This is a genomic window from Arthrobacter sp. CAU 1506, assembly GCF_005047635.1.
GTDB lineage: Bacteria > Actinomycetota > Actinomycetes > Actinomycetales > Micrococcaceae > Crystallibacter.
In genome coordinates this window covers 42,660-62,939 of sequence record NZ_SUKC01000011.1, presented here as the reverse complement: position 1 = coordinate 62,939, position 20,280 = coordinate 42,660, and the positions used below count along the sequence as shown (strand labels likewise).

Annotated in this window: 19 protein-coding genes and 3 tRNA genes; 19 read left to right on the top strand and 3 right to left on the bottom strand. The window is 66.4% G+C overall.

The features are described from left to right. Positions 1-11: 11 nt before the first annotated feature. The 3 genes from E4J89_RS13315 to E4J89_RS13305 all read left to right on the top strand — a co-directional run bounded on the left by E4J89_RS13315 (position 12) and on the right by E4J89_RS13305 (position 2,729). Positions 12-1,076 (top strand): 3-isopropylmalate dehydrogenase, encoded by a 1,065-nt coding sequence (locus tag E4J89_RS13315; RefSeq protein WP_136786631.1) that lies wholly within the window; start codon positions 12-14, stop codon positions 1,074-1,076. A gap of 66 nt (positions 1,077-1,142) precedes the next feature. After that, positions 1,143-2,246 (top strand): branched-chain amino acid aminotransferase, encoded by a 1,104-nt coding sequence (locus E4J89_RS13310; protein WP_136786630.1) that lies wholly within the window; start codon positions 1,143-1,145, stop codon positions 2,244-2,246. Positions 2,247-2,354: 108 nt separating this feature from the next. Further along, entirely contained in the window at positions 2,355-2,729 is a 375-nt protein-coding gene (locus E4J89_RS13305) for a DUF1304 family protein (protein WP_136786629.1), read from the top strand. A 39-nt stretch (positions 2,730-2,768) separates the two neighbouring features. On the opposite strand, the gene E4J89_RS13300 is transcribed toward E4J89_RS13305, so the two are convergent. Both E4J89_RS13300 and E4J89_RS13295 read right to left on the bottom strand, forming a co-directional pair. Continuing rightward, the gene (locus E4J89_RS13300) at positions 2,769-3,389 is read right to left on the bottom strand and encodes a hypothetical protein (RefSeq protein WP_136786628.1); all 621 of its coding nucleotides are present in this window, start codon (positions 3,387-3,389) and stop codon (positions 2,769-2,771) included. 188 nt (positions 3,390-3,577) lie between these two features. After that, complete coding sequence (locus E4J89_RS13295) at positions 3,578-3,985, bottom strand: hypothetical protein (RefSeq protein WP_136786627.1); 408 nt, start codon at positions 3,983-3,985, stop codon at positions 3,578-3,580. Between the two features lie 193 nt (positions 3,986-4,178). Between E4J89_RS13295 and E4J89_RS13290 the strand changes: the two genes are divergently transcribed. The 10 genes from E4J89_RS13290 (at position 4,179) to E4J89_RS13245 (ending at position 12,598) form a co-directional block, all read left to right on the top strand. Next, the gene (locus E4J89_RS13290; RefSeq protein WP_240691885.1) at positions 4,179-4,961 is read left to right on the top strand and encodes an MBL fold metallo-hydrolase; all 783 of its coding nucleotides are present in this window, start codon (positions 4,179-4,181) and stop codon (positions 4,959-4,961) included. A gap of 51 nt (positions 4,962-5,012) precedes the next feature. Next, positions 5,013-5,786, top strand: a complete 774-nt coding sequence (locus tag E4J89_RS13285) for a fumarylacetoacetate hydrolase family protein (RefSeq protein ID WP_127511563.1) — start codon at positions 5,013-5,015, stop codon at positions 5,784-5,786. Positions 5,787-5,791: 5 nt separating this feature from the next. Beyond that, positions 5,792-5,992, top strand: coding sequence for a hypothetical protein (locus tag E4J89_RS13280; RefSeq protein ID WP_136786625.1), 201 nt, complete (start codon positions 5,792-5,794; stop codon positions 5,990-5,992). 54 nt (positions 5,993-6,046) lie between these two features. Further along, positions 6,047-7,546 (top strand): glutamate--tRNA ligase, encoded by a 1,500-nt coding sequence (gene gltX, locus E4J89_RS13275; protein WP_136786624.1) that lies wholly within the window; start codon positions 6,047-6,049, stop codon positions 7,544-7,546. A 144-nt stretch (positions 7,547-7,690) separates the two neighbouring features. Then, positions 7,691-7,762 (top strand) — tRNA-Gln (locus E4J89_RS13270). Between the two features lie 62 nt (positions 7,763-7,824). Continuing rightward, positions 7,825-7,897, top strand: a tRNA-Glu gene (locus tag E4J89_RS13265). A gap of 50 nt (positions 7,898-7,947) precedes the next feature. Continuing rightward, positions 7,948-8,023 (top strand) — tRNA-Glu (locus tag E4J89_RS13260). A gap of 100 nt (positions 8,024-8,123) precedes the next feature. Then, the gene (locus tag E4J89_RS13255) at positions 8,124-9,917 is read left to right on the top strand and encodes a dynamin family protein (RefSeq protein WP_136786713.1); all 1,794 of its coding nucleotides are present in this window, start codon (positions 8,124-8,126) and stop codon (positions 9,915-9,917) included. Then, positions 9,914-11,524, top strand: a complete 1,611-nt coding sequence (locus E4J89_RS13250; RefSeq protein WP_136786623.1) for a GTPase — start codon at positions 9,914-9,916, stop codon at positions 11,522-11,524. The genes E4J89_RS13255 and E4J89_RS13250 overlap by 4 nt, the downstream gene beginning before the upstream one ends. Positions 11,525-11,614: 90 nt before the next feature. After that, positions 11,615-12,598, top strand: coding sequence for a thiamine-phosphate kinase (locus tag E4J89_RS13245; RefSeq protein WP_136786712.1), 984 nt, complete (start codon positions 11,615-11,617; stop codon positions 12,596-12,598). An 8-nt stretch (positions 12,599-12,606) separates the two neighbouring features. On the opposite strand, the gene E4J89_RS13240 is transcribed toward E4J89_RS13245, so the two are convergent. Next, a complete protein-coding gene (locus E4J89_RS13240; RefSeq protein ID WP_136786622.1) occupies positions 12,607-13,326 on the bottom strand; it encodes an IclR family transcriptional regulator in 720 nt (239 codons plus the stop codon). 149 nt (positions 13,327-13,475) lie between these two features. Between E4J89_RS13240 and leuC the strand changes: the two genes are divergently transcribed. From leuC to E4J89_RS13210, 6 genes are all read left to right on the top strand, one after another. Then, the gene (leuC, locus tag E4J89_RS13235) at positions 13,476-14,942 is read left to right on the top strand and encodes a 3-isopropylmalate dehydratase large subunit (protein ID WP_136786621.1); all 1,467 of its coding nucleotides are present in this window, start codon (positions 13,476-13,478) and stop codon (positions 14,940-14,942) included. A gap of 15 nt (positions 14,943-14,957) precedes the next feature. After that, positions 14,958-15,557, top strand: coding sequence for a 3-isopropylmalate dehydratase small subunit (gene leuD / locus E4J89_RS13230; RefSeq protein WP_136786620.1), 600 nt, complete (start codon positions 14,958-14,960; stop codon positions 15,555-15,557). 224 nt (positions 15,558-15,781) lie between these two features. After that, complete coding sequence (murA, locus tag E4J89_RS13225; protein WP_136786619.1) at positions 15,782-17,098, top strand: UDP-N-acetylglucosamine 1-carboxyvinyltransferase; 1,317 nt, start codon at positions 15,782-15,784, stop codon at positions 17,096-17,098. A gap of 6 nt (positions 17,099-17,104) precedes the next feature. Then, positions 17,105-17,890: a lysophospholipid acyltransferase family protein gene (locus E4J89_RS13220; protein WP_136786618.1), complete on the top strand. Its 786-nt coding sequence runs from the start codon at positions 17,105-17,107 to the stop codon at positions 17,888-17,890. Next, positions 17,887-18,921, top strand: coding sequence for an NAD(P)H-dependent glycerol-3-phosphate dehydrogenase (locus tag E4J89_RS13215; RefSeq protein WP_136786617.1), 1,035 nt, complete (start codon positions 17,887-17,889; stop codon positions 18,919-18,921). Before E4J89_RS13220 ends, E4J89_RS13215 begins: the two co-directional genes overlap by 4 nt. After that, the gene (locus E4J89_RS13210; RefSeq protein ID WP_136786616.1) at positions 18,918-20,069 is read left to right on the top strand and encodes a D-alanine--D-alanine ligase family protein; all 1,152 of its coding nucleotides are present in this window, start codon (positions 18,918-18,920) and stop codon (positions 20,067-20,069) included. The genes E4J89_RS13215 and E4J89_RS13210 overlap by 4 nt, the downstream gene beginning before the upstream one ends. The last annotated feature ends 211 nt before the right edge of the window (positions 20,070-20,280 follow it).

The window sequence follows — 20,280 nt, the reverse complement described above, 5'->3', positions numbered from 1 at the left end:
AAAATATATCCATGAGCGCAGCAACGAAGGCATTCTCCCTGGCAGTCATTCCCGGCGACGGCATCGGTCCGGAGGTCGTGGCCGAGGCGGTGAAGGTCCTTGAAGCGGCAACAGCCGGCGGCGATGCCACGTTCGAGCTGACCGAGTACCCGCTGGGCGCCGAACACTGGCTGGCCACGGGCGAGACCTTGCCCGAGGAGACGCTGGAGCAGCTGCGCAAGCATGACGCCATCCTGTTCGGCGCCGTCGGTGCAGCCCCCGGCGACACCCGCATCCCGTCCGGCATCATCGAACGGGAGATGCTGCTCAAGCTGCGCTTCTCGCTGGACCACTACGTGAACCTGCGCCCGGCCAAGCTGCTGCCCGGCGTGGCCAGCCCGCTGGCGAACCCCGGCGAGGTGGACTTCGTCGTCGTCCGCGAAGGCACCGAAGGTCCGTATGTGGGCAACGGCGGAGCGCTGCGGGTGGGCACGCCGCACGAGATCGCCACCGAGGTTTCGGTCAATACCGCGCACGGCGTGGAACGCGTGGTCCGCGATGCCTTCCGCCGCGCCTCCGCCCGCCGCAACAAGCTGACGCTGGTGCACAAGCACAACGTGCTGGTCTATGCCGGCCACCTGTGGCGCCGCACCGTGGAGACCGTCGGCGCGGAGTTCCCGGACGTCACCGTCGACTACCTGCACATCGACGCGGCCACCATCTTCATGGTCACCGACCCGGCGCGCTTCGACGTGATCGTCACCGACAACCTGTTCGGCGACATCATCACCGACCTGGCCGCGGCGATCACCGGCGGCATCGGGTTGGCGGCGTCCGGCAATATCAACATGGACCGCACCGCCCCGTCGATGTTCGAACCGGTGCACGGCTCGGCCCCGGACATCGCCGGCCAGCAGAAGGCCGATCCCACGGCAGCCATCCTGTCCGTGGCGCTGCTGCTGGAGCACCTGGGCCTGGCCGACGCCGCCGCCCGCGTGCAAAAGGCGGTGGAGGACGACGTCGCAGCCCGGGGGAGTGCCTCCCGCACCACTGCGCAAATCGGCGATGCCATCAGCGCCGCTTTGGCAGTAGGCTAGTTAGCGGTTACTAACCAAAACCATTTTATTGACGCACAAGGGCGTGCCCTCACCGCGGAGGAACCCATGACTGAAACCCTCGAATTCACCCAGCAGCTCTCGGACCGTCCGAAGAGCGCCGAGGAGCGCGCCGCCATCCTGGCGAACCCGGGCTTCGGCAAGCACTTCACGGACCACACGGCAGTGGTCGACTACAAGGTCGGCCCTGACGGCCAGGGCGGCTGGTCGAATGCGCGGATCGAACCCTACGGGCCCATCATGATGGATCCGGCCGCCGCGGTGCTGCACTACGGGCAAGAGATTTTTGAGGGCCTGAAGGCCTACCAGCACGACGACGGATCCGTCTGGACCTTCCGCGCGGAAGCCAATGCCGCCCGGCTCAACACCTCGGCCCGCCGCCTGGCGCTGCCGGAGTTGCCCGAAGAAACCTTCATCGAGTCGCTGCGTCAACTGGTCAGCACGGACAAAGCCTGGGTTCCCACCGGTGACGGCGAGGCGCTGTACCTGCGCCCGTTCATGATCGCCACCGAGGCGTTCTTGGGCGTGCGCCCGGCGCATGAGGTCTCCTACCGGGTGATTGCTTCACCGGCCGGAAACTATTGGGGCGGCGAACTCAAGCCGGTGTCCATTTGGCTTTCCGACCACTACTCCCGCGCCGGGGAAGGCGGCACCGGCGAGGCCAAATGCGGCGGCAACTACGCAGCATCGCTGGCCGCCCAGCTGGAAGCGGAAGCCAACGGCTGCCAGCAGGTGCTCTTCCTGGACAAGTTCAACGACAACGCCATCGAGGAACTCGGCGGGATGAACGTGTTCTTCGTCTTCAAGGACGGGCGCCTGGTCACGCCGGAACTCAACGGCCACATCCTGCACGGCGTCACCCGCTCCTCGGTGATCGAACTGGCCAAGGACCGCGGCCTGGACGTGCAGGAACGCAAGATCACCATCGACGAATGGCGCGACGGCGTGGCCGCCGGCGACATCACCGAAGCCTTCGCCTGCGGCACCGCCGCCGTGATCACCCCGATCGGCGAGCTGAAGGCCGACGGCTGGTCCATCGCGTCTCCGAGCGCCGGTTCCGGCGAAGTGGCCATGTCCATCCGGCAGGAACTGCTCGGCATCCAGACCGGTGCGGTGGAAGATTCGCGCGGCTGGCTCACCCGGCTGGCCTAGGCTGGTTGACCGGCTTGGCCTAGGCTGGCTGACCCGCCCGGCCTAGGGCTGACCCGCTTGGCTTAGCCAGCGCTTCCGTTCCGCGGCTGCCGGGGCCACACTAGGTCCATGACCGGGGTGGCTTACCTGCTTGCCGTGATCTTCGGCTTGGTCCTGATCGCCGTCGGCATCGCTGAGGCGTTCTACTTCCGCGACCAGCGCTTCCACAAGCTGTTCCTCATCCGGCCGCAGGACGTGGCAGCGGTCCGGCTCTGGACCATCAACCTCGGCTTCTACAACATGGTCTGGGGATTGGTCCTCATCGCCGGCGTGTTCATCGCCGCCAGCGGCAGGACCGCCATCGGCGAGACCATGGTCGTCTTCACCTGCCTCGCCCACGTGGTCCTCGGAGCAGTGCTGTGGATCTCCGAACGCCGGCTCTGGCAGAGCGCCCTGGCCCAAGCCATCCTGCCGCTGATCGTCCTCCTCCTGCTGCTGCTCTGACCCAGGAGGAGGACGACGGCGGCGCCCCATCTGGGGACGCTACCGCTTCCGGGCGGCGGCCTTGCGCTCGGCGGCCTTCCGGGCCTTCTTGGATACCGGCTTCAGTGCCTTGCGCTCGGCCTCTTCGGCGGCGATCCGGTTCTTCCGGGCGTCCACCAGATCGTTCCACAGTGCGGAGGCAAAGCTGCCGCCGTCGCGCTCGTAGACCTGGTACGGGTAAGACGCGAAGATTCCCACCGGCAAGCCCGTACCGGGGAGCCCCTTACCGGACTTCAGCGCGTAAGCGTCGCCAAGCGACCACGTCTCGGACAGGTAGCGGGCCAGGTTTTCGCGAATGAACACGTTGGCGTCCGGGGCCTCCGCAGCCTCGGCGAGCACGGCCTGCAGGCGTGCGGCCAGCAGCTCCGAGGCAGCATCGGAGAGATCCGCACCCCGATCCGCCGCAGCGTCGAGTTCGGCAGTGAACTCGTTGACCGCGGATTCCCAGTCGGTCGTCTCGCGGTTCTTCTGCCAGGTGGGGAACCAGACAATGTCCCCGTTGGCGTGGTTGTGGATGTGCTGCATTCCGCTATTGCGCTCGGCCGCCGCATGGTCGTGCTCAGCCGAGTCGTAGTCGGCCAGCAGCTCGGCCAAGGACAAGGTGTTCTGTGTTTCCGCCATGGAATTTTCCTATCGTGCAGCAGCAATGGTTCCATCAGGGGCAACCCCGCTGCCGCGCGAACTTATTCCGCGGTGAAACCTGCCGGCCACTCCGGTGTCGAATCTAGCCGGCCGGACCGGTGGCGCGTCCTACCGCCGGGGCGCGGCGCCAAAAACGCCGCCTAGACGCAGGCGGTTCGGTACCGGCGTCAGACGACGCTCGCGTCCACCTCAAGCAGCGGCAGGCGTTGGATATGCGGTGCCAGCCAAGCCCGCGCCTCGGCCTCGTCGTCGAAATAGCGGGCAAAATCCTCGTCGTCGAAGATCCTCAGAAAGAAGTTCGCCAGCACCCGGTCCACCGGCCCATCGCCGAGCACAGCCAGCGCAATAGAGGGTGTGAAGGTCTGGGCGACCGCCTGCACCTCCGAGGTGGCCCAGCGCACGCCGGCGATCCGCAGCAGCATCACCACCCGCCGGTCGCCCACCAGGTCGAAGAGGCGGTCGACCACCTGCTGCGCCAGCTCTGCGCCGACGCTCAGGCCACGATGGAGCGTCAGCACCATCAGGCCGTCGTCATCCAGTTGCACATCGAATGTTGAGTGAACTTCCTCCAGCACTGATCCCCCCATCGTCGTGCCGCGGTCAGCGGCCGGTGCAGGACCCCAGCCTATGCGACGGATGTCACATTGGCAGCATGGCGGAGGCGAATGTGAACCGAACCTTTCATATTTCGCAAATATTACGACGACGGTGCGCGCCTTCCGGTCAGCAGTCCTGCGGTGCCGGACGGGGAAGTGCGAGGATGGCCCTGTGACCGCTGAACAGAATTCCGCCCTGGTCCGCAGCAGCGACCTGACCCGCTACCGGTTGGCTCCCAATCCCGGACCGATGAGCCTGGACGGCACGCAGTCGTACCTGATTGCGGGCCCGGAGAGCAGGGGAGTGGTCGTGGTGGACCCGGGGCCGCTGGATGAGGCCCACCTGGCCGAACTGGCCGCCGCCGGCGAGATGGAACTCGTCCTGATCACGCACCACCACATCGACCACACCGAGGCCAGCGAGCGTTTCCACGAACTGACCGGTGCGCCCGTTCGGGCGCTGGACACCGCGCTCTGCTTCGGCGGCGACCCGTTGACGGACGGCGAAGTGATCAGGGCCGCCGGCGTCGACATCCATGTTCTGGCCACCCCCGGGCATACGGCAGACTCCGTCAGCTTCCACCTGCCCGCGGACGGCCCGCACGGCTCGGTCCTCACCGGCGACACCATCTTGGGGCGCGGGACCACCATCATTGCCTTCCCGGACGGCCGGCTCGGCCCCTATCTGGATTCGCTGGCCCGGCTGGAGATCCTCGGTCCGGCCAAAGTGTTGCCGGCGCATGGCGGCACCCTGCCGGACCTCTCGGCGATCTGCCGTGAATACGCCAGTCACCGCCAGATGCGGCTGGACCAGATCCGCGCCGCCCTTGCGCATCTCGGCGCCGAGGCCAGCGTGGACGACGTGACCGACCATGTCTACCACGACATCGATGCCGCCGTCCGGCTCGCTGCCGAAGCCTCGGTCGCGGCCCAGCTGGAGTACTTGCGCGGCTGACCGCCTGCCTCGGCTTGGAATCCATCCACCGGCAACCAGTAGGCTAAACCCATGCGTATAGCCCGGTTTGTCCTTGATTCCGACCCCCAGTACGGCATCGTCGAAGGCGAGGAGGGAAGCGAGCAGGTCACCGTCATCGCCGGCGACCCGTTCTTCAACGGCGTCCAGCCCACCGGAGCCCGGCACAAGCTCGAGGACGTCCGCCTGCTCGCCCCGATCATCCCGCGCAGCAAGGTGATCGGCATCGGCCGCAACTATGCCGAGCACATCAAGGAAATGGGCAACGAGACCCCGGCCGCACCGCTGATGTTCCTCAAGCCCAACACCTCGGTCATCGGGCCGAACGAGCCGCTGGTGCTGCCCGAGTTCTCCGACGAGGTTTCCTACGAAGCCGAACTCTGCGTCATCATCGGGCGGATCTGCAAGGACGTCCCGGTGGAGCGCGTGGATGATGTCATCTTCGGCTACACCTGCGGCAACGACCTGACGGCCCGCGATGCCCAGCGCACCGACAACCAGTGGGCCCGCGCCAAGGGTTTCGACGGCTCGGCCCCGCTCGGCCCGTGGATCGAAACCGAACTGGACACCGAAGACCTGGCCATCCGGGGCCGCCTCGACGGCGAACTGAAGCAGGACGGCAACACCTCGCAGATGATCTGGGGCGTCAAGGAGTTGGTCTCCTATGCCTCCCAGGCCTTCACGCTGCTGCCCGGCGATGTGATCATGACCGGCACGCCTTCCGGGGTCGGCACCATCGAAGCCGGCCAGCGCTACGAGGTGGAGATCGAAGGCATCGGCACGCTCTCGAACACGGCGCGCCGCTGATCCTCATGCGCTCCAGCCGCCGGTCGTTCGCAGTCTTTGCACTGGGGTCGCTGGCTACTTTTTCGGTGGCTGCCCGCGCCACGCATTATCTGGGCGGTCCCGCCTGGCTCACGGCAACCTTCCTCGCCGTCGGCATCCTGTTGGCGCTGTACTACCTGTACCGGTTGCTCAGTGCCTGGCTGGCCCGCAGCAGGCGCCCCAAGTAGCAGGCGCCGGGCCGGACCAGGGGACTGGCGCGGGAGACTAAACTGGGAGCCATCATGACTAATGCTGCTGCCATTCCCACTGTCGACGACGAAACTCCAGTCCGCGTGCGCTTCTGCCCGTCTCCCACGGGCACCCCGCATGTGGGCCTGATCCGCACCGCGCTGTTCAACTGGGCCTACGCCCGGCACACCGGCGGCACTATGGTGTTCCGGATCGAGGACACCGATGCTGCCCGCGACAGCGAGGAAAGTTACCAGCAGCTGCTCGAGGCGATGAAGTGGCTGGGCATTGACTGGGACGAGGGCGTTGAAGTGGGGGGCCCGCACAAGCCCTACCGGCAGTCCCAGCGTGGGGACATCTACCGGGACGTGATCGCCAAGCTCAAAGAAGCCGGCCACCTCTACGAGTCCTACTCCACCCCGGAAGAGGTCGAAGAGCGCCACCGCGCCGCCGGCCGCGACATCAAGCTCGGCTATGACAACTTTGATCGCCACCTGACGCCGGAGCAGGTCGCGGCGTTCAAGGCGGAGGGCCGCGAACCGGTGCTGCGCGTGCAGATGCCTGATGAAGACATCACCTTCACCGACCTGGTCCGCGGCGACATCACCTTCAAGGCTGGCAGCGTGCCGGACTTCGTGGTGGTGCGGGCCAACGGCAAGCCCCTTTACACGCTGGTCAATCCGGTGGATGACGCGCTGATGGGGATCACCCACGTGCTCCGCGGCGAAGATTTGCTCTCGTCGACACCTCGTCAGATCGCGCTTTACCGTGCGCTGGTGGACATCGGCGTTGCCCGCTACATGCCGCTGTTCGGCCACCTGCCCTACGTGATGGGTGAGGGCAACAAGAAGCTGTCCAAGCGCGACCCGGAATCGAACCTCTTCCTGCACCGCGAACGCGGCTTCATCCGCGAGGGGTTGCTGAACTACCTGTCGCTGCTGGGGTGGTCGCTGTCCGCCGACGAGGACATCTTCACCGTTGACCAGTTGGTGGAGAACTTCGATATCCACGACGTGCTGGCCAACCCGGCCCGGTTCGACCTGAAGAAGGCCGAAGCCATCAACGGAACGCACGTCCGGCTGCTGGAACCGGGCGACTTCAAGCTCCGGCTGGTGCCCTACCTGCAGCACGCCGGCCTGGTCGGCGAAGTACTGAACGAACGCGAGCAGATGATCCTGGCAGATGCCGCCCCGCTGGTCCAGGAACGCATCACGCTGCTGGGCGAAGCGCCGGAGATGCTTGCCTTCCTGTTCAAGAAAGACGACCAGATCGACGTCGCGCAAGATGCCCGCAAGGGGTTGCCGGAGAATCTCACCGAGGCGCTGGATGCCGCGTTGGCGGCGCTGGAGCCGATCGAAGAGTGGACGGCGGAGAACATCCAGGCGGCGCTGCGCTCGGCCTTGGTCGACGGCCTGGGGCTCAAGCCCAGGCTGGCTTTCGGACCGGTCCGGACCGCTGTGTCGGGACGGCGCATCTCGCCGCCCTTGTTCGAGTCCATGGTGATCCTCGGCAAGGAGTCCTCGCTGGCACGGCTGAAATCCTTCCGTGGCTGAGCCTGAACCCGAGCAGCGGGCGGTCCAGCCGCCCGTTTGCTGCTCGTTTTGCACTTTCGAGCAAGCATCCGGTAAAGTAATTACTCGTGCTGAGGCGCCAAGGAATGGGTAACAACCCCTTTCCACCGGCTCCGAAAGTGCCATTGGGATATGGTGTAATTGGCAACACAACGGTTTCTGGTACCGTCATTCTAGGTTCGAGTCCTGGTATCCCAGCGCTACAGCCTCCGCTTTCGCGGGGGCTGGATTGTGCGGAGGCAAACTCCAAGCAAACCTACGGCCCCATCGTATAGCGGCCTAGTACGCCGCCCTCTCACGGCGGTAACGCGGGTTCGAATCCCGCTGGGGTCACTGTCCACGCAGGACAAGGCAGCACCGGCCTTCAACAGTGCAAGCTATGCGGCCCCATCGTATAGCGGCCTAGTACGCCGCCCTCTCACGGCGGTAACGCGGGTTCGAATCCCGCTGGGGTCACCAATAACCGGTCTCGGACATTGTCCGGGGCCGGTTTTTTGTCTGCCGGGAGAGGTGCGTCTCAGAGCGGCCAAGGTTCGCGTGGTTGACCGCTCCTGCTGGCATGATGGGGAACGTGACCAGCATGGTGCCCGAGGGCCAAGACAGGGGAGCGGCAGGCGCCGTCGCGCTCTTGGAGCAAAGCCGCAGCACGCTGGAGGCGCTGGACTTGCCGCTGGACGTGACGGGAGCCGCCGAAGCACGCGGCGCCATCCAGGCGGCCGTTGCCCAGCTGGACGACTACATTTTGCCCCGCTTCCGCACGTTGGATGCGCCGCTGCTGGCAGTGGTGGGAGGCTCGACCGGCGCCGGAAAGTCGACCCTGGTCAACGCGCTGGCCGGCTTTCCGGCGACGCGCGCGGGCGCGATCCGGCCCACCACACGCCAGCCGGTCCTGCTGCATCATCCGAGCGACAGAGCTTGGTTCGCGGACCGGCGGATCCTGCCCGGCCTCAGCCGCATCAACGGAACACCAGCACAAGGCGCCGCCGACGACTACGCCGGCGGGACAGCGTCGGCAGCCGAGCCGGCCGGAACCTCGCTGGTGCTGTTGGCGGACCGCAGCATCCCTGCCGGCGTTGCGGTGCTGGACGCACCGGATGTCGATTCCATTTCCGACGACAACCGACGATTGGCCGGACAACTGCTGGCGGCGGCGGACTTGTGGATTTTCGTCACCACGGCCAACCGCTACGCGGATGCGGTGCCTTGGGCGTTACTCTTGGACGCCGCCCACCGGGACATCGAAGTCGCGGTGGTATTGGACCGGGTTCCGGCCGATGTGGAGGCGGAGGTCCGCACCGACCTGGCCGGACTGCTGCAGCGGCAGGGGCTCGCTGCTGCGAAACTGTTCGTCATTCTTGAATCCACGTTGGACGAACAGGGCATGCTGCCGGCCGGTGCCGTGGACCCGCTCCGCGCCTGGCTCGAGGAGTTGGCCGCCGATGCTTCCAGCCGGGCCGATATTGCCCGTCGCACGCTCGGCGGGGCCGTGCGCTCACTGGCCCACACTGTCCGGGCCGGCGCGGCTGCCGCGGACGATCAGAACGCCGCCGGGCAGAGGCTGCGCAAGATGGTCGATGGCGCCTATCAGGCAGCCACCGACCAGGCCCTCGCGGCGACGCAGGACGGGACGCTCCTGCGCGGCGAGGTGTTGGCCCGGTGGCAGGACTTTGTCGGCACCGGAGAGTTTTTCCGCGGCATCGAGAGCGGGATAGGCCGGCTGCGGGACCGGATCGGTGCGTTCTTTTCCGGCAAGCCCGCGCCGTCGGTAGTGGTCGAGGCAGCCATTGAGTCCGGGCTGCAGGCCGTCGTCGTCGAGGCCGCGGCCAAGGGGGCGGAACAGGCCGATGCCGGATGGCGGGTGGATCCGGCAGGGCAGGGCCTGCTCGGAAGCGACGACCTGTCCACTCCCAGCGCCGGGTTCTCGGACGACGTGGCGCGGGAGATCCGGGCGTGGCAGTCGGATCTGCTGGACCTGATCCGCAGCGAGGGCGAGGACAAGCGGTTCACCGCCCGCATGCTCTCCTTCGGTGTCAACGGACTCGGGGTGGCCCTGATGGTGGTCATTTTCGCGGCCACGGGCGGGCTGACAGGCTTGGAGATCGGCGTTGCAGGCGGAACGGCCGTGGTGGGTCAGAAGCTGCTCGAAGCCGTCTTCGGCGAGGACGCCGTCCGCCGGCTGGCCCGCAGGGCCCGTGCCCAATTGGAGGAGCGGACCACCAGGCTGATGCAGGCAGAAGCGCAGCGCTTCCTGTCCCGGATCCCGGCCCAGGAGCAACAAGCCGAGGCGATGCGCACGCTGGCAGACCAACTTCAGGCAGTGGGGGCAAAGACGGACTCGGAGGCGGCGGAATGAGCCGGCACCGGGGGAAACCCGAAGCGTCGGTGTTGGAGGCGCGGCTGGAAGCTCTGAATTCGGCCGCTGAACTTGCCGAGGGCGTGCTGCCGAAAGCGGACTTGGCGTCCACCATCGACGTCCTGGAACGTGCCAGCACTCGCCGCTCCTTGTCCGCTGACCATACCGTGGTGGGGTTCTTCGGAGCGACGGGCAGCGGCAAGTCCTCCCTCTTCAATGCCGTGTCCGGCACCCATCACGCCACCGTGGCGGCGCGTCGGCCGACCACTTCGGAAACACTGGCCGGCATTTGGGGAACAGCCGGCAGCGAGCCACTGCTCGACTGGCTGCAGGTCAACCACCGGCACGTTATGGCCGATGAATCGCTGGGCGGACACGGCAGCCTGATTCTGCTGGACCTGCCCGATTTCGATTCCACCGCCGTCGAGCACCGCGAGATCGTGCAACGGCTGGCCGGGCAGGTCGATGTACTGGTGTGGGTCCTGGATCCGCAGAAGTATGCCGACGCAGCCGTGCACCACGGGTTCCTGCGGCCGCTGGCCTCCCACGGGGCGGTAACACTGGTCGTGCTGAACCAGCTGGACCGGTTGGCCGAGAACCAACGGAAACCGGTCATGGCCTCGCTCAAGGACATCCTGGTGCAGGACGGGCTGGACCGGACAGATGTCTATCCTGTCTCCGCCCGGACCGGCGCGGGCGTTGACGAGCTCAAGGCGGCCATCACGGCGTTCGCCGACCGGCGGCAGGCCGCAACAAACCGTCTTATCGCCGATGTCCGCAACGCGGCTCGAGCGCTGGACGCAGGCCTCGACGCAGAACCGGCAGGCGTCAGCAAACCAGCCCGCGCCCAGCTCGCCGAGCAGCTCGCCCGGGCCGCGGGCGTTGACGCGATCTGCGACGCCGTGGCAACGTCCTACCGCCGGCAGTCGCACGCCCGGACGGGCTGGCCGGTGGTCCGCTGGCTGGGAAAGCTGCGCCGGGATCCGCTCAAACGGCTAAATCTGGACCGCAAAGATGTCAGCCCGATGTTGAACCGGTCGTCGATGCCGGCTCCCGGTCCGGCGCAACAGGCGCAGTCGGACAAGGCCGTGCGGCAGTTCGCCGACCATGCAGGCGAAGGGGCCAGCGCACCGTGGCGCGCGGCCATCCGCCGGTCGGCACGGTCCGCAGAGGAGACCCTCCCCGACGACTTGGACCAGGCCCTGGCGAGCACCGACCTGCGGTCCGAGCGCGCGTCCTGGTGGTGGCCGGTCTTTGGGGTGATCCAATGGTGTGCGTTGGTGGCTGCCTTGGCAGGCGCGCTCTGGCTGCTGGGCATCGCTGCGCTCGGCTACTTCCAGTTTCCGGTGCCGGAGACACCCAGGGTTGAGGGCTTTCCCGTACCCACCTTGTTGCTGGCTGCCGGGATCCTCGCCGGGGTGCTGCTGGCGCTGGCCTCCGGCCTGATCTCCCGCCTCGTCGCCAAATCCAGGGCAGCAACGGCACGACGGCGGCTGCGCGCCTCCGTGGCGCAGGTGGCGGAAGAGCGGATCGTCCAGCCGGTGCAGGATGCCGTCGCGCGGTACCAGGAATTCCGGCGGGCGGTTGCCAAGGCGTCCGGAGAATGACGCTGCCATAACGCCGTCTGACTGACCGTGCGAACTGCGGGACGTGGGCGGTAATGACTAGAGAGAAAGTACAGATTGACCGACGAATTGATGATCAACCACCTGGATGAGGGGTCCCTGCTGGACCGGATCTTTCCGCGCCTCGGCCGCGCCAATGTCCCGGTCGGCCCCGGCGATGATGCCGCCGTCATCGACGCACCGGATGCGCGGACCGTCATTTCGATCGACACCTTGGTCCAAGACCAAGACTTCCGGCTCGTCTGGCCCTCCGGATACCGGACCACCGGCTACGACGTCGGCTGGAAATCCGTGGCGCAAAACCTCTCGGACATCAACGCCATGGGTGCCGTGCCCACGTCCTTGGTCATCAGCCTCACGTTGCCCGGTTCGACGCCGGTGGCGTGGGTTGAGGATCTGGCCGACGGCGTGGCCGAGGCGATCCGGAAACTCGGCGCGGAGCGGTGCTCCGTCGTCGGCGGCGATCTGGGCCGGGGCAATGCGCTGGTTGTCACCGCGGCAGTCACCGGCGACCTCGAAGGCCGCCACCCGGTGCTGCGCAGCGGTGCGCGCCCCGGCGACATCGTGGCAGTGGCCGGGACGCTGGGGAAGGCAGCAGCTGGTTTGCGCCTGCTCGACAGCACGCACTTTGCCCGCGAATCCCCGGCTTCGCTGCAGGCGCTGGCCCGCATCCAGTCGCGGCCAAAACCACCACTGCACGCCGGCCCGGCGGCGGCAAAGGCCGGCGCGACGGCCATGATGGACATTTCGGACGGCCTGCTTCGCGACGCCGTCCGGCTGGCCCGGGCCAGCTCCGTCTCGGTCGACCTGTTCGCGGCCGAACTGCAGGAGTTTGTTGAACCGCTGCGCGAGGCAGCCAACCTGTTGGGGGCCGACCCGATGGAATGGGTGCTCGGCGGCGGCGAGGACCATGGCCTGCTAGGCACGTTCCCGACCGCGGAGGCCCTGCCGGAAGGTTTCGTCGCTGTAGGAACCGTGCGCGATACCGGACCTGCTCCCGCGACCCTGGACGGCACCGCCATCCAGACCGGTGGATGGGACCACTTCGGCAGCTGAACGGACTGCTAGTCGTTGGTCTTGCGCAGGGCCTCGGTGAGTTGTGCGGCCGCGTTGCAGACCACTTCGGCATGCAGCCGTCCGGGTTGCCGGGTGAGCCGCTCAATCGGGCCTGAAATGGACACGGCGGCGATGACCCGGCCGGATGGTCCGCGGACCGGTGCCGAGACAGAGGCCACTCCCGGTTCGCGTTCGCCCAGGCTTTGGCCCCAGCCGCGGCGGCGCACGCCGGCGAGGACGGTTGGCGTGAAGCGGGCGCCTTGCAGGCCTTCCAGCAGCCGTTCGTGGTCTTCCCATGCCAGCAGGACCTGGGCGGCGGAGCCCGCCTTCATGGAGAGCTGCGTTCCCACCGGAATGGTGTCACGCAGGCCAATCGGCCGCTCGGCAGAGGCCACGCAGACACGTGAATCGCCTTGCCGTCGGAACACCTGCGCGCTTTCGCCGGTGGCGTCGCGAAGATTCATCAGGACGGGGCCGGCCGCCGCAATGAGCCGGTCTTCTCCTGCAGCGGCGGCCAGTTCCACCAGCCGGCTGCCCAAGACGAACCTGCCTTGCATGTCCCGGCTGACCAGGCGGTGGTGCACCAGGGCCAAGGCAAGCCGGTGGGCGGTGGGCCGGGCCAAGCCGGTTGCAGCCACCAACTGGGCCAGGGAAGTAGGTCCGGCCTCGAGCGTATCGAGCACCATGGCCGCTTTGTCGATGACACCGACACCACTAGGATTGTCCATAGATTGATACTGTCATCTCACTATTTGAGATGCAAGTCGTTTCACTGGCGGGATCCGAGCCCGTGCTGGAAGAGTTGAATCACACACTTGGAGCAGGTCTCCCGTTGGGAGGCACCACCTGCATTGGTATTTGATGGAGGGATCTGGCCATGGCCGGTAACACTGCGGGCAAGACGCTCGCTGAAAAGGTCTGGGAAGCGCACGTGGTGCGCCGCGGCGACGGAGAAGGCGCAGCCCGCCAGCCCGACCTCCTCTTCATCGACCTCCATCTGGTGCACGAGGTTACCTCCCCGCAGGCCTTCGAGGGCCTGCGGTTGGCGGGCCGGAAGCTGCGTCGGCCGGATCTGACCATCGCCACCGAGGACCACAACACTCCCACCCTGGACATCGACAAGCCGATTGCCGACCCGACCAGCCGGACCCAGATCGAGACGCTGCGTGCCAACTGCCGGGAGTTCGGCGTCCGCCTGCACTCACTCGGGGATGCCGAGCAGGGGATCGTGCACGTGGTGGGCCCCCAGTTGGGGCTCACCCAGCCGGGCATGACGGTGGTCTGCGGCGACTCCCATACCTCCACGCACGGCGCATTCGGCGCCCTGGCCTTCGGCATCGGAACGTCCGAGGTCGAACACGTCATGGCGACCCAGACGCTGTCGCTGAAGCCGTTCAAGACGATGGCCATCAACGTCGAGGGCACGCTGCGTCCCGGGGTCACGGCCAAAGACATCATCCTGGCCGTCATCGCCAAGATCGGCACCGGCGGCGGGCAGGGCTACGTGCTGGAATACCGCGGCTCCGCCATCCGCGCGCTGAGCATGGAAGCCCGGATGACCATCTGCAACATGTCCATCGAGGCGGGTGCCCGCGCCGGAATGGTGGCCCCGGACCAGACCACCTTCGATTACCTCAAGGGTCGTCCGCATGCCCCGGAAGGTGCCGACTGGGATGCCGCCGTCGACTACTGGCAGACGCTGCGCACGGAGGACGACGCCGAATTCGACGCCGAAGTCTTCCTGGACGCCGACACGCTGGAGCCCTTCGTAACCTGGGGCACCAACCCCGGGCAAGGTGTTTCGCTGTCCGAGGCGGTGCCGTCGCCTGACGACTTTGCCGATGAAAACGCCAAGGCTGCGGCGGAACGTGCCCTGACCTACATGGGACTCGAAGCCGGCACCCCGATGAAGAACATCCAGGTGGACACCGTCTTCTTGGGCTCCTGCACCAACAGCCGGATCGAGGACCTGCGCATTGCCGCCGACATTATCCGCGGCCGGCAGAAGGCGCCGAACGTGCGGATGATGGTGGTTCCCGGCTCGGCCCGCGTCCGGCTCGAAGCCGAAGCCGAAGGCCTGGACCAGATCTTCAAAGCGTTCGGTGCGGAATGGCGCTTCGCTGGTTGCTCGATGTGCCTGGGCATGAACCCGGACCAGCTGGCTCCGGGGGAGCGTTGCGCCTCAACGTCCAACCGTAACTTCGAAGGCCGGCAAGGCAAGGGCGGCCGGACGCATCTGGTCTCGCCAGTCGTTGCTGCCGCCACTGCGGTGCGCGGCACGCTCAGCTCGCCCTCGGACCTGGACCCGGTCAACAACGACGCCGCCACGCGGTCTGCTGCTTAAGGAGCCTGAAGCATCATGGAGAAGTTCACCACCCATACCGGGATCGGCGTTCCCCTGCGGCAGTCCAACGTGGACACTGACCAGATCATCCCGGCGGTCTACCTCAAGCGGATCACCCGGACCGGTTTCGAAGATGCCCTCTTCGCCGGCTGGCGCAAACAGGAGGATTTCATCCTAAACCAGGAACCGTTCAACCGCGGATCCGTCCTGGTGGCCGGCCCCGACTTCGGCACCGGTTCCTCGCGCGAGCACGCCGTCTGGGCACTGAAGGACTACGGTTTCCGCGTAGTGCTCTCGTCCCGTTTCGCCGATATCTTCCGCGGCAACTCCGGTAAGCAGGGCCTGCTGGCCGCCGAAGTAGCCCAGGACGACATCGAGCTGATCTGGAAGGAACTCGAGAACCACCCGGGCACCGACATCACCGTTGACCTGGACGCGAAGACGGTGGTCTGCGGAACCATCACCGCTCCGTTCGAGATCGACGACTACACCCGCTGGCGGTTGCTCGAAGGCCTGGACGACATCGGCCTGACCCTGCACCATGAGGCGGAAATCACCTCCTACGAGGCCACCCGGCCCTCGTGGAAGCCGAAAACGCTTCCTGCGAAAGTCTGACCGCAGGCATCCTGCACCGAATCGGCGCCTTCGCGGGACTTATTCAGGTCCCGCGAAGGCGCCGATTTGCGTCCAGAGGTGGCATTATGCAAGTCAGCGGCAAGCGAGCAGCCGGCCGCGGCGCGCGCGGTCCGTTTATTTCGGAATGGTCACGGATTACCAATATGCTTAGCTGAGCCCAAGGCCCAGTCCGGCGTTAAACTAGCTTGAGGAAACAGGTATTCATGGCAAGTGTTTTGACCATTCGTGGTGGCGTACCCCTGACGGGAAAAGTGCCCGTCCGTGGTGCCAAGAACCTGGTTCCCAAAGCGATGGTCGCATCCTTGCTGGGCAGCGATGCCTCGGTCCTCCGGAATGTGCCCGAGATCAGGGACGTGGAGATTGTCACCAGCCTGCTGCGCCTGCACGGCGTGGAGGTATCCAAAGACCCGGTGACCGGCGACCTGACGCTGGATCCGACGAACGTCAAGACCGCGCAGATGAAGGACATTGACGCGCACGCCGGTGATTCCCGTATTCCGATTCTGTTCTGCGGGCCCCTGATCCACGCCATCGGCGAAGCGTTCATCCCCGACCTCGGCGGCTGCCGCATCGGCGACCGTCCCATCGACTACCACCTCGATGTTCTGCGCCAGTTCGGTGCCATCGTGGACAAGCGTCCCGGTGGCATCTCCATCTCGGCGCCCAGGGGGCTGCAGGGCGCCAAGCTCACGCTGCCGTATCCCAGTGTCGGGGCCACCGAACAGGTGCTCCTGACCGCCACCCGGGCCGAGGGCATCACCGAACTCAGCGGGGCGGCCATCGAGCCGGAGATCATGGACCTGATCGCCGTGCTGCAGAAGATGGGCGCCATCATCTCCGTCCAGACGGACCGCGTCATCCGCATTGAGGGTGTGCCGGAACTGGTTGGTTTCAACCACCGCGCGCTGCCCGACCGCAACGAGGCGGCCTCCTGGGCCTCGGCCGCGCTGGTCACGCAGGGCGACATCTACGTCGAGGGTGCCAACCAGGGCGACCTCACCGCTTTCCTGAACACCTACCGCAAGATCGGTGGCGCGTTCGATATTGACGACGACGGCATCCGCTTCTACCACCCCGGCGGGAGCCTGTCGCCGCTGGTGCTCGAGACCGATGTGCACCCCGGCTTCATGACCGACTGGCAGCAGCCCCTGGTGGTGGCCCTGACCCAGGCCGAAGGCGTCTCGATTGTGCACGAGACGGTCTACGAGAACCGATTCGGTTTCACCGAGGCACTGATCCGGATGGGGGCGAACATCCAGGTGCACCGCGAATGCCTTGGCAGCATCCCTTGCCGTTTCGGGCAGCGGAACTTCCTGCATTCCGCCGTGATCTCCGGGCCCACCCAGCTCACCGGTGCGGAGATCGACATTCCGGACCTCCGCGGCGGATTCAGCCACTTGATCGCCGCGCTGGCCGCGACCGGGACCTCCCGGGTCACCGGCATCGATGTCATCAATCGCGGCTACGAGCACTTCCAGTCGAAACTGGAAGGCCTCGGCGCGGACTTCGACGTCGAGTAGGCGGCCATGGGAGCAGGTACCAAAGAGCGTGTGGTGATCGGCATCCTGGCCGGCGTTGTCCGTCCGGTCCTGAACCTGGTGCTGCGGCGAAACTGGGCAGGGACCGAAAATTTCCGCGGCAGCCAGGGCATCATTGTCTGTCCGAACCACAACACCGAGATCGATCCCTTGGTTGTCGGCCACTATGTCTACAACCAGGGCGTCCTCCCGCATTTTCTGGCCAAGGCCTCGCTGTTCAAGATTCCGGTGGTAGGTCCGCTGTTGACCGCGGCACGCCAGATCCCCGTCGAACGGAGCAGCTCGGGGGCCAACCGCTCCCTGGAAGTGTCCCGTGAGGTGCTGGACGAGGGCGGCGCCGTCATCATTTATCCGGAAGGCACGCTGACGCGTGATCCGAATCTGTGGCCGATGCGCGGACACACCGGGGCCGCCCGGCTGGCACTGCAGACCGGAGCCCCCGTCATCCCGGTGGCGCACTGGGGAGCGAACGACTTGCTGCCCCGCTATGCCAAGAAACCGAGTCTTTTCCCGCGCAAGACGGCCCACGTAGTGGCCGGCGCGCCGGTCGACCTGTCCGATTTCGACGGCATGCCGATCACCAAGACGGTGCTCGAAGCGGCAACGAATAGGATTATGGACAGCATCACTGCGCTGTTGGCCGAGGTGCGCGGCGAAGAACCCCCTGCTGTCCGCTGGGATCCGTCCGCACACGGGCAAAAGTCGACCGGCCGGGACTTCGCGTCCGGCCCAGCGGTGCACACGGAAGAACTGCCGCCAGAGGAGAAACTGTGACCGAACGCCCCGACCTGCCTGCAGCTATTGCAGTTCTCGGAGCAGGAAGCTGGGGCACTACCTTCGCCAAGGTAGTTGCTGACGCGCACCCCGAGATCCAGGTTCGGCTGTGGGCGCGGCGTCCCGAGGTGGCGGAGGAAATCAACACCCAGCACCGGAATTCCAAATACCTCAAGGACATTGCGCTGCCCGGCAATATTGTTGCCTCCGCCGAGGTGGCCGATGTCCTCGTCGACGCACCGCTGGCCGTGCTGGCCGTGCCGGCCCAGACCCTGCGGCCGCAGTTGGCCTCCTGGAAACCGCTGCTGGATCCGGAGGCAGTGGTGGTGTCGCTCATGAAGGGCTTGGAGCGCGGCAGCGATGCACGCATGAGCGAAGTGATCAAGGAAGAGCTTGGGCTGTCCGACGACCGGGTGGCAGTCATCTCCGGCCCCAACCTGGCCATGGAGATCGCGCGCAAGGAACCCACCGCGTCTGTGGTGGCCTGCACGGATGAAGACGTGGCGCAGTGGATCGCCAGGCTCTGCACCGCAGCCTATTTCCGCCCGTACACCAATCCCGACGTGACCGGCGTCGAAATCGGCGGAATCGTCAAGAACGTCATTGCCCTGTGCGTGGGCATCTGCGACGGCAAAAGCATGGGCGACAACACCAAAGCCACGGTCATCACGCGCGGGCTGGCGGAGACAACCCGGCTCACCCTCGCCTTGGGCGGGGACGTGCAGACCATGGCAGGGCTGGCCGGGTTGGGCGACCTGGTCGCCACCTGCTCGTCGCCGTTGTCCCGCAACCATACCGCCGGCCGTTTGCTGGGCGAGGGGCTGACGCTTGATGAAGTGTCCGTCCAGATGACCCAAACCGCCGAAGGCATCAAATCCGGCCGGGCGGTGTTGGACCTGGCCACCAAGCTCGGCGTCGACATGCCCATTACCGAGGCCGTCGTGGCCGTCCTCGAGGGGCAGATTGCCGTCGACGAACTGGCCCCACGGCTTCTGGCCCGTGAACTCAAGTCCGAAGGTGAGCTGCAATGAACCAGGAATCAAGCCCGGCCGTGCCGGCGCCCACCGCCGCCCGCAAGCCCCGCGTCGCGGTACTTTTCGGCGGACGCTCCAGCGAGCATTCGGTCAGCTGCGTCACCGCGGCCGGTGTCCTGGGCGCCATCGACAAGGACAAGTACGACGTCGTTCCCATCGGTATTGCGCGCAACGGCCAGTGGGTGCAGGTCGCCGAAGATCCGGCCCAGTGGTCGCTGACATCGGGAACCATGCCGGAGATCAGCGCGTCCGCCGAACCGGTCATGCTGACCAGCCGCGAAACCGCTCCGGAGTTGGTGGTAGCACCGGCCGCGCAGGTACCGCAGAGCCTCGGCAACGTGGATGTGGTGCTGCCGCTGCTGCACGGACCGTTCGGTGAAGATGGCACCCTGCAGGGGCTGCTGGAGATGGCCGACGTCCGCTATGTCGGCGCCGGCGTGCTGGCCTCCGCGGTGGGCATGGACAAACACTTCATGAAGGTGGTCTTCGAATCGGCTGGCCTTACCGTGGGCCCCTATGTGGTCATCACCGACCGGCAATGGCAGCAGGACGCTGACGCCGCGCTCCAGCGGGCCGCTTCGCTTCAGTTCCCGGTCTTCGTCAAGCCCGCCCGCGCCGGGTCCTCGATGGGGATCACCCGTGTGACCGAACCCGCGGGGCTGCGGTCCGCCATCGAGGCAGCCCGCGAACACGACCCCAAGATCGTGGTGGAGGCCGGCATCAGCGGCCGGGAAATCGAAGTTGCCGTGCTTCAGGGCCGCGGCACCGAACCCACCCGCGCCAGCCTGCCCGGCGAAATCGCGGTGCAGCCAGGGGAACACCAGTTCTATGACTTCGAAGCCAAATACATCGACGGTGCGGCCGCCGCGCTGAGCTGCCCGGCGGACCTGCCGGCAGACGCCACCGAAAAGGTCCGCGAGCTCGCCGCCCTGGCCTTCGACGCGCTCGGGGGAGAGGGCCTCTCTCGCGTGGACTTCTTCTACACACCCGACGGCGAACTGATCATCAACGAAATCAACACCATGCCCGGCTTCACGCCCATCAGCATGTACCCGCAGATGTGGGCCAAGTCCGGGCTGCCGTACACCGAACTGATCGACGAACTGCTCTACCTGGCACTTAACCGCAAAACCGGCCTCCGCTAGCCCCCGGCAGTCGACCAAAGGCGCTTGTATGCTCTCCGGTGGTCGACCAAAGGCGCTTGCGCCTGCGTGGAGACCCGCGGAGACCCGTGGAGACTAAGGCCCTGTAATCTCCGGCGGCCGCCAGGTCTCTACTCGGCGCTGGAGCGCCTCCGTCGACCACCGACAGTGCACCGGTGGTCGACCAAAGGCACTTGCATGCTCTTCGGCGGTC

Bases quoted from the DNA above. Each gene is read 5' to 3' on its own strand.
- leuD (WP_136786620.1), top strand. From the start codon at position 14,958: ATGGAGAAGTTCACCACCCATACCGGGATCGGCGTTCCCCTGCGGCAG.
- E4J89_RS13210 (WP_136786616.1), top strand. From the start codon at position 18,918: ATGAACCAGGAATCAAGCCCGGCCGTGCCGGCGCCCACCGCCGCCCGC.
- E4J89_RS13315 (WP_136786631.1), top strand. From the start codon at position 12: ATGAGCGCAGCAACGAAGGCATTCTCCCTGGCAGTCATTCCCGGCGAC.
- E4J89_RS13255 (WP_136786713.1), top strand. From the start codon at position 8,124: ATGATGGGGAACGTGACCAGCATGGTGCCCGAGGGCCAAGACAGGGGA.
- murA (WP_136786619.1), top strand. From the start codon at position 15,782: ATGGCAAGTGTTTTGACCATTCGTGGTGGCGTACCCCTGACGGGAAAA.
- E4J89_RS13285 (WP_127511563.1), top strand. From the start codon at position 5,013: ATGCGTATAGCCCGGTTTGTCCTTGATTCCGACCCCCAGTACGGCATC.
- E4J89_RS13310 (WP_136786630.1), top strand. From the start codon at position 1,143: ATGACTGAAACCCTCGAATTCACCCAGCAGCTCTCGGACCGTCCGAAG.
- E4J89_RS13280 (WP_136786625.1), top strand. From the start codon at position 5,792: ATGCGCTCCAGCCGCCGGTCGTTCGCAGTCTTTGCACTGGGGTCGCTG.
- E4J89_RS13220 (WP_136786618.1), top strand. From the start codon at position 17,105: ATGGGAGCAGGTACCAAAGAGCGTGTGGTGATCGGCATCCTGGCCGGC.
- leuC (WP_136786621.1), top strand. From the start codon at position 13,476: ATGGCCGGTAACACTGCGGGCAAGACGCTCGCTGAAAAGGTCTGGGAA.
- E4J89_RS13250 (WP_136786623.1), top strand. From the start codon at position 9,914: ATGAGCCGGCACCGGGGGAAACCCGAAGCGTCGGTGTTGGAGGCGCGG.
- E4J89_RS13240 (WP_136786622.1), bottom strand. From the start codon at position 13,326: ATGGACAATCCTAGTGGTGTCGGTGTCATCGACAAAGCGGCCATGGTG.
- E4J89_RS13245 (WP_136786712.1), top strand. From the start codon at position 11,615: ATGATCAACCACCTGGATGAGGGGTCCCTGCTGGACCGGATCTTTCCG.
- gltX (WP_136786624.1), top strand. From the start codon at position 6,047: ATGACTAATGCTGCTGCCATTCCCACTGTCGACGACGAAACTCCAGTC.
- E4J89_RS13305 (WP_136786629.1), top strand. From the start codon at position 2,355: ATGACCGGGGTGGCTTACCTGCTTGCCGTGATCTTCGGCTTGGTCCTG.
- E4J89_RS13300 (WP_136786628.1), bottom strand. From the start codon at position 3,389: ATGGCGGAAACACAGAACACCTTGTCCTTGGCCGAGCTGCTGGCCGAC.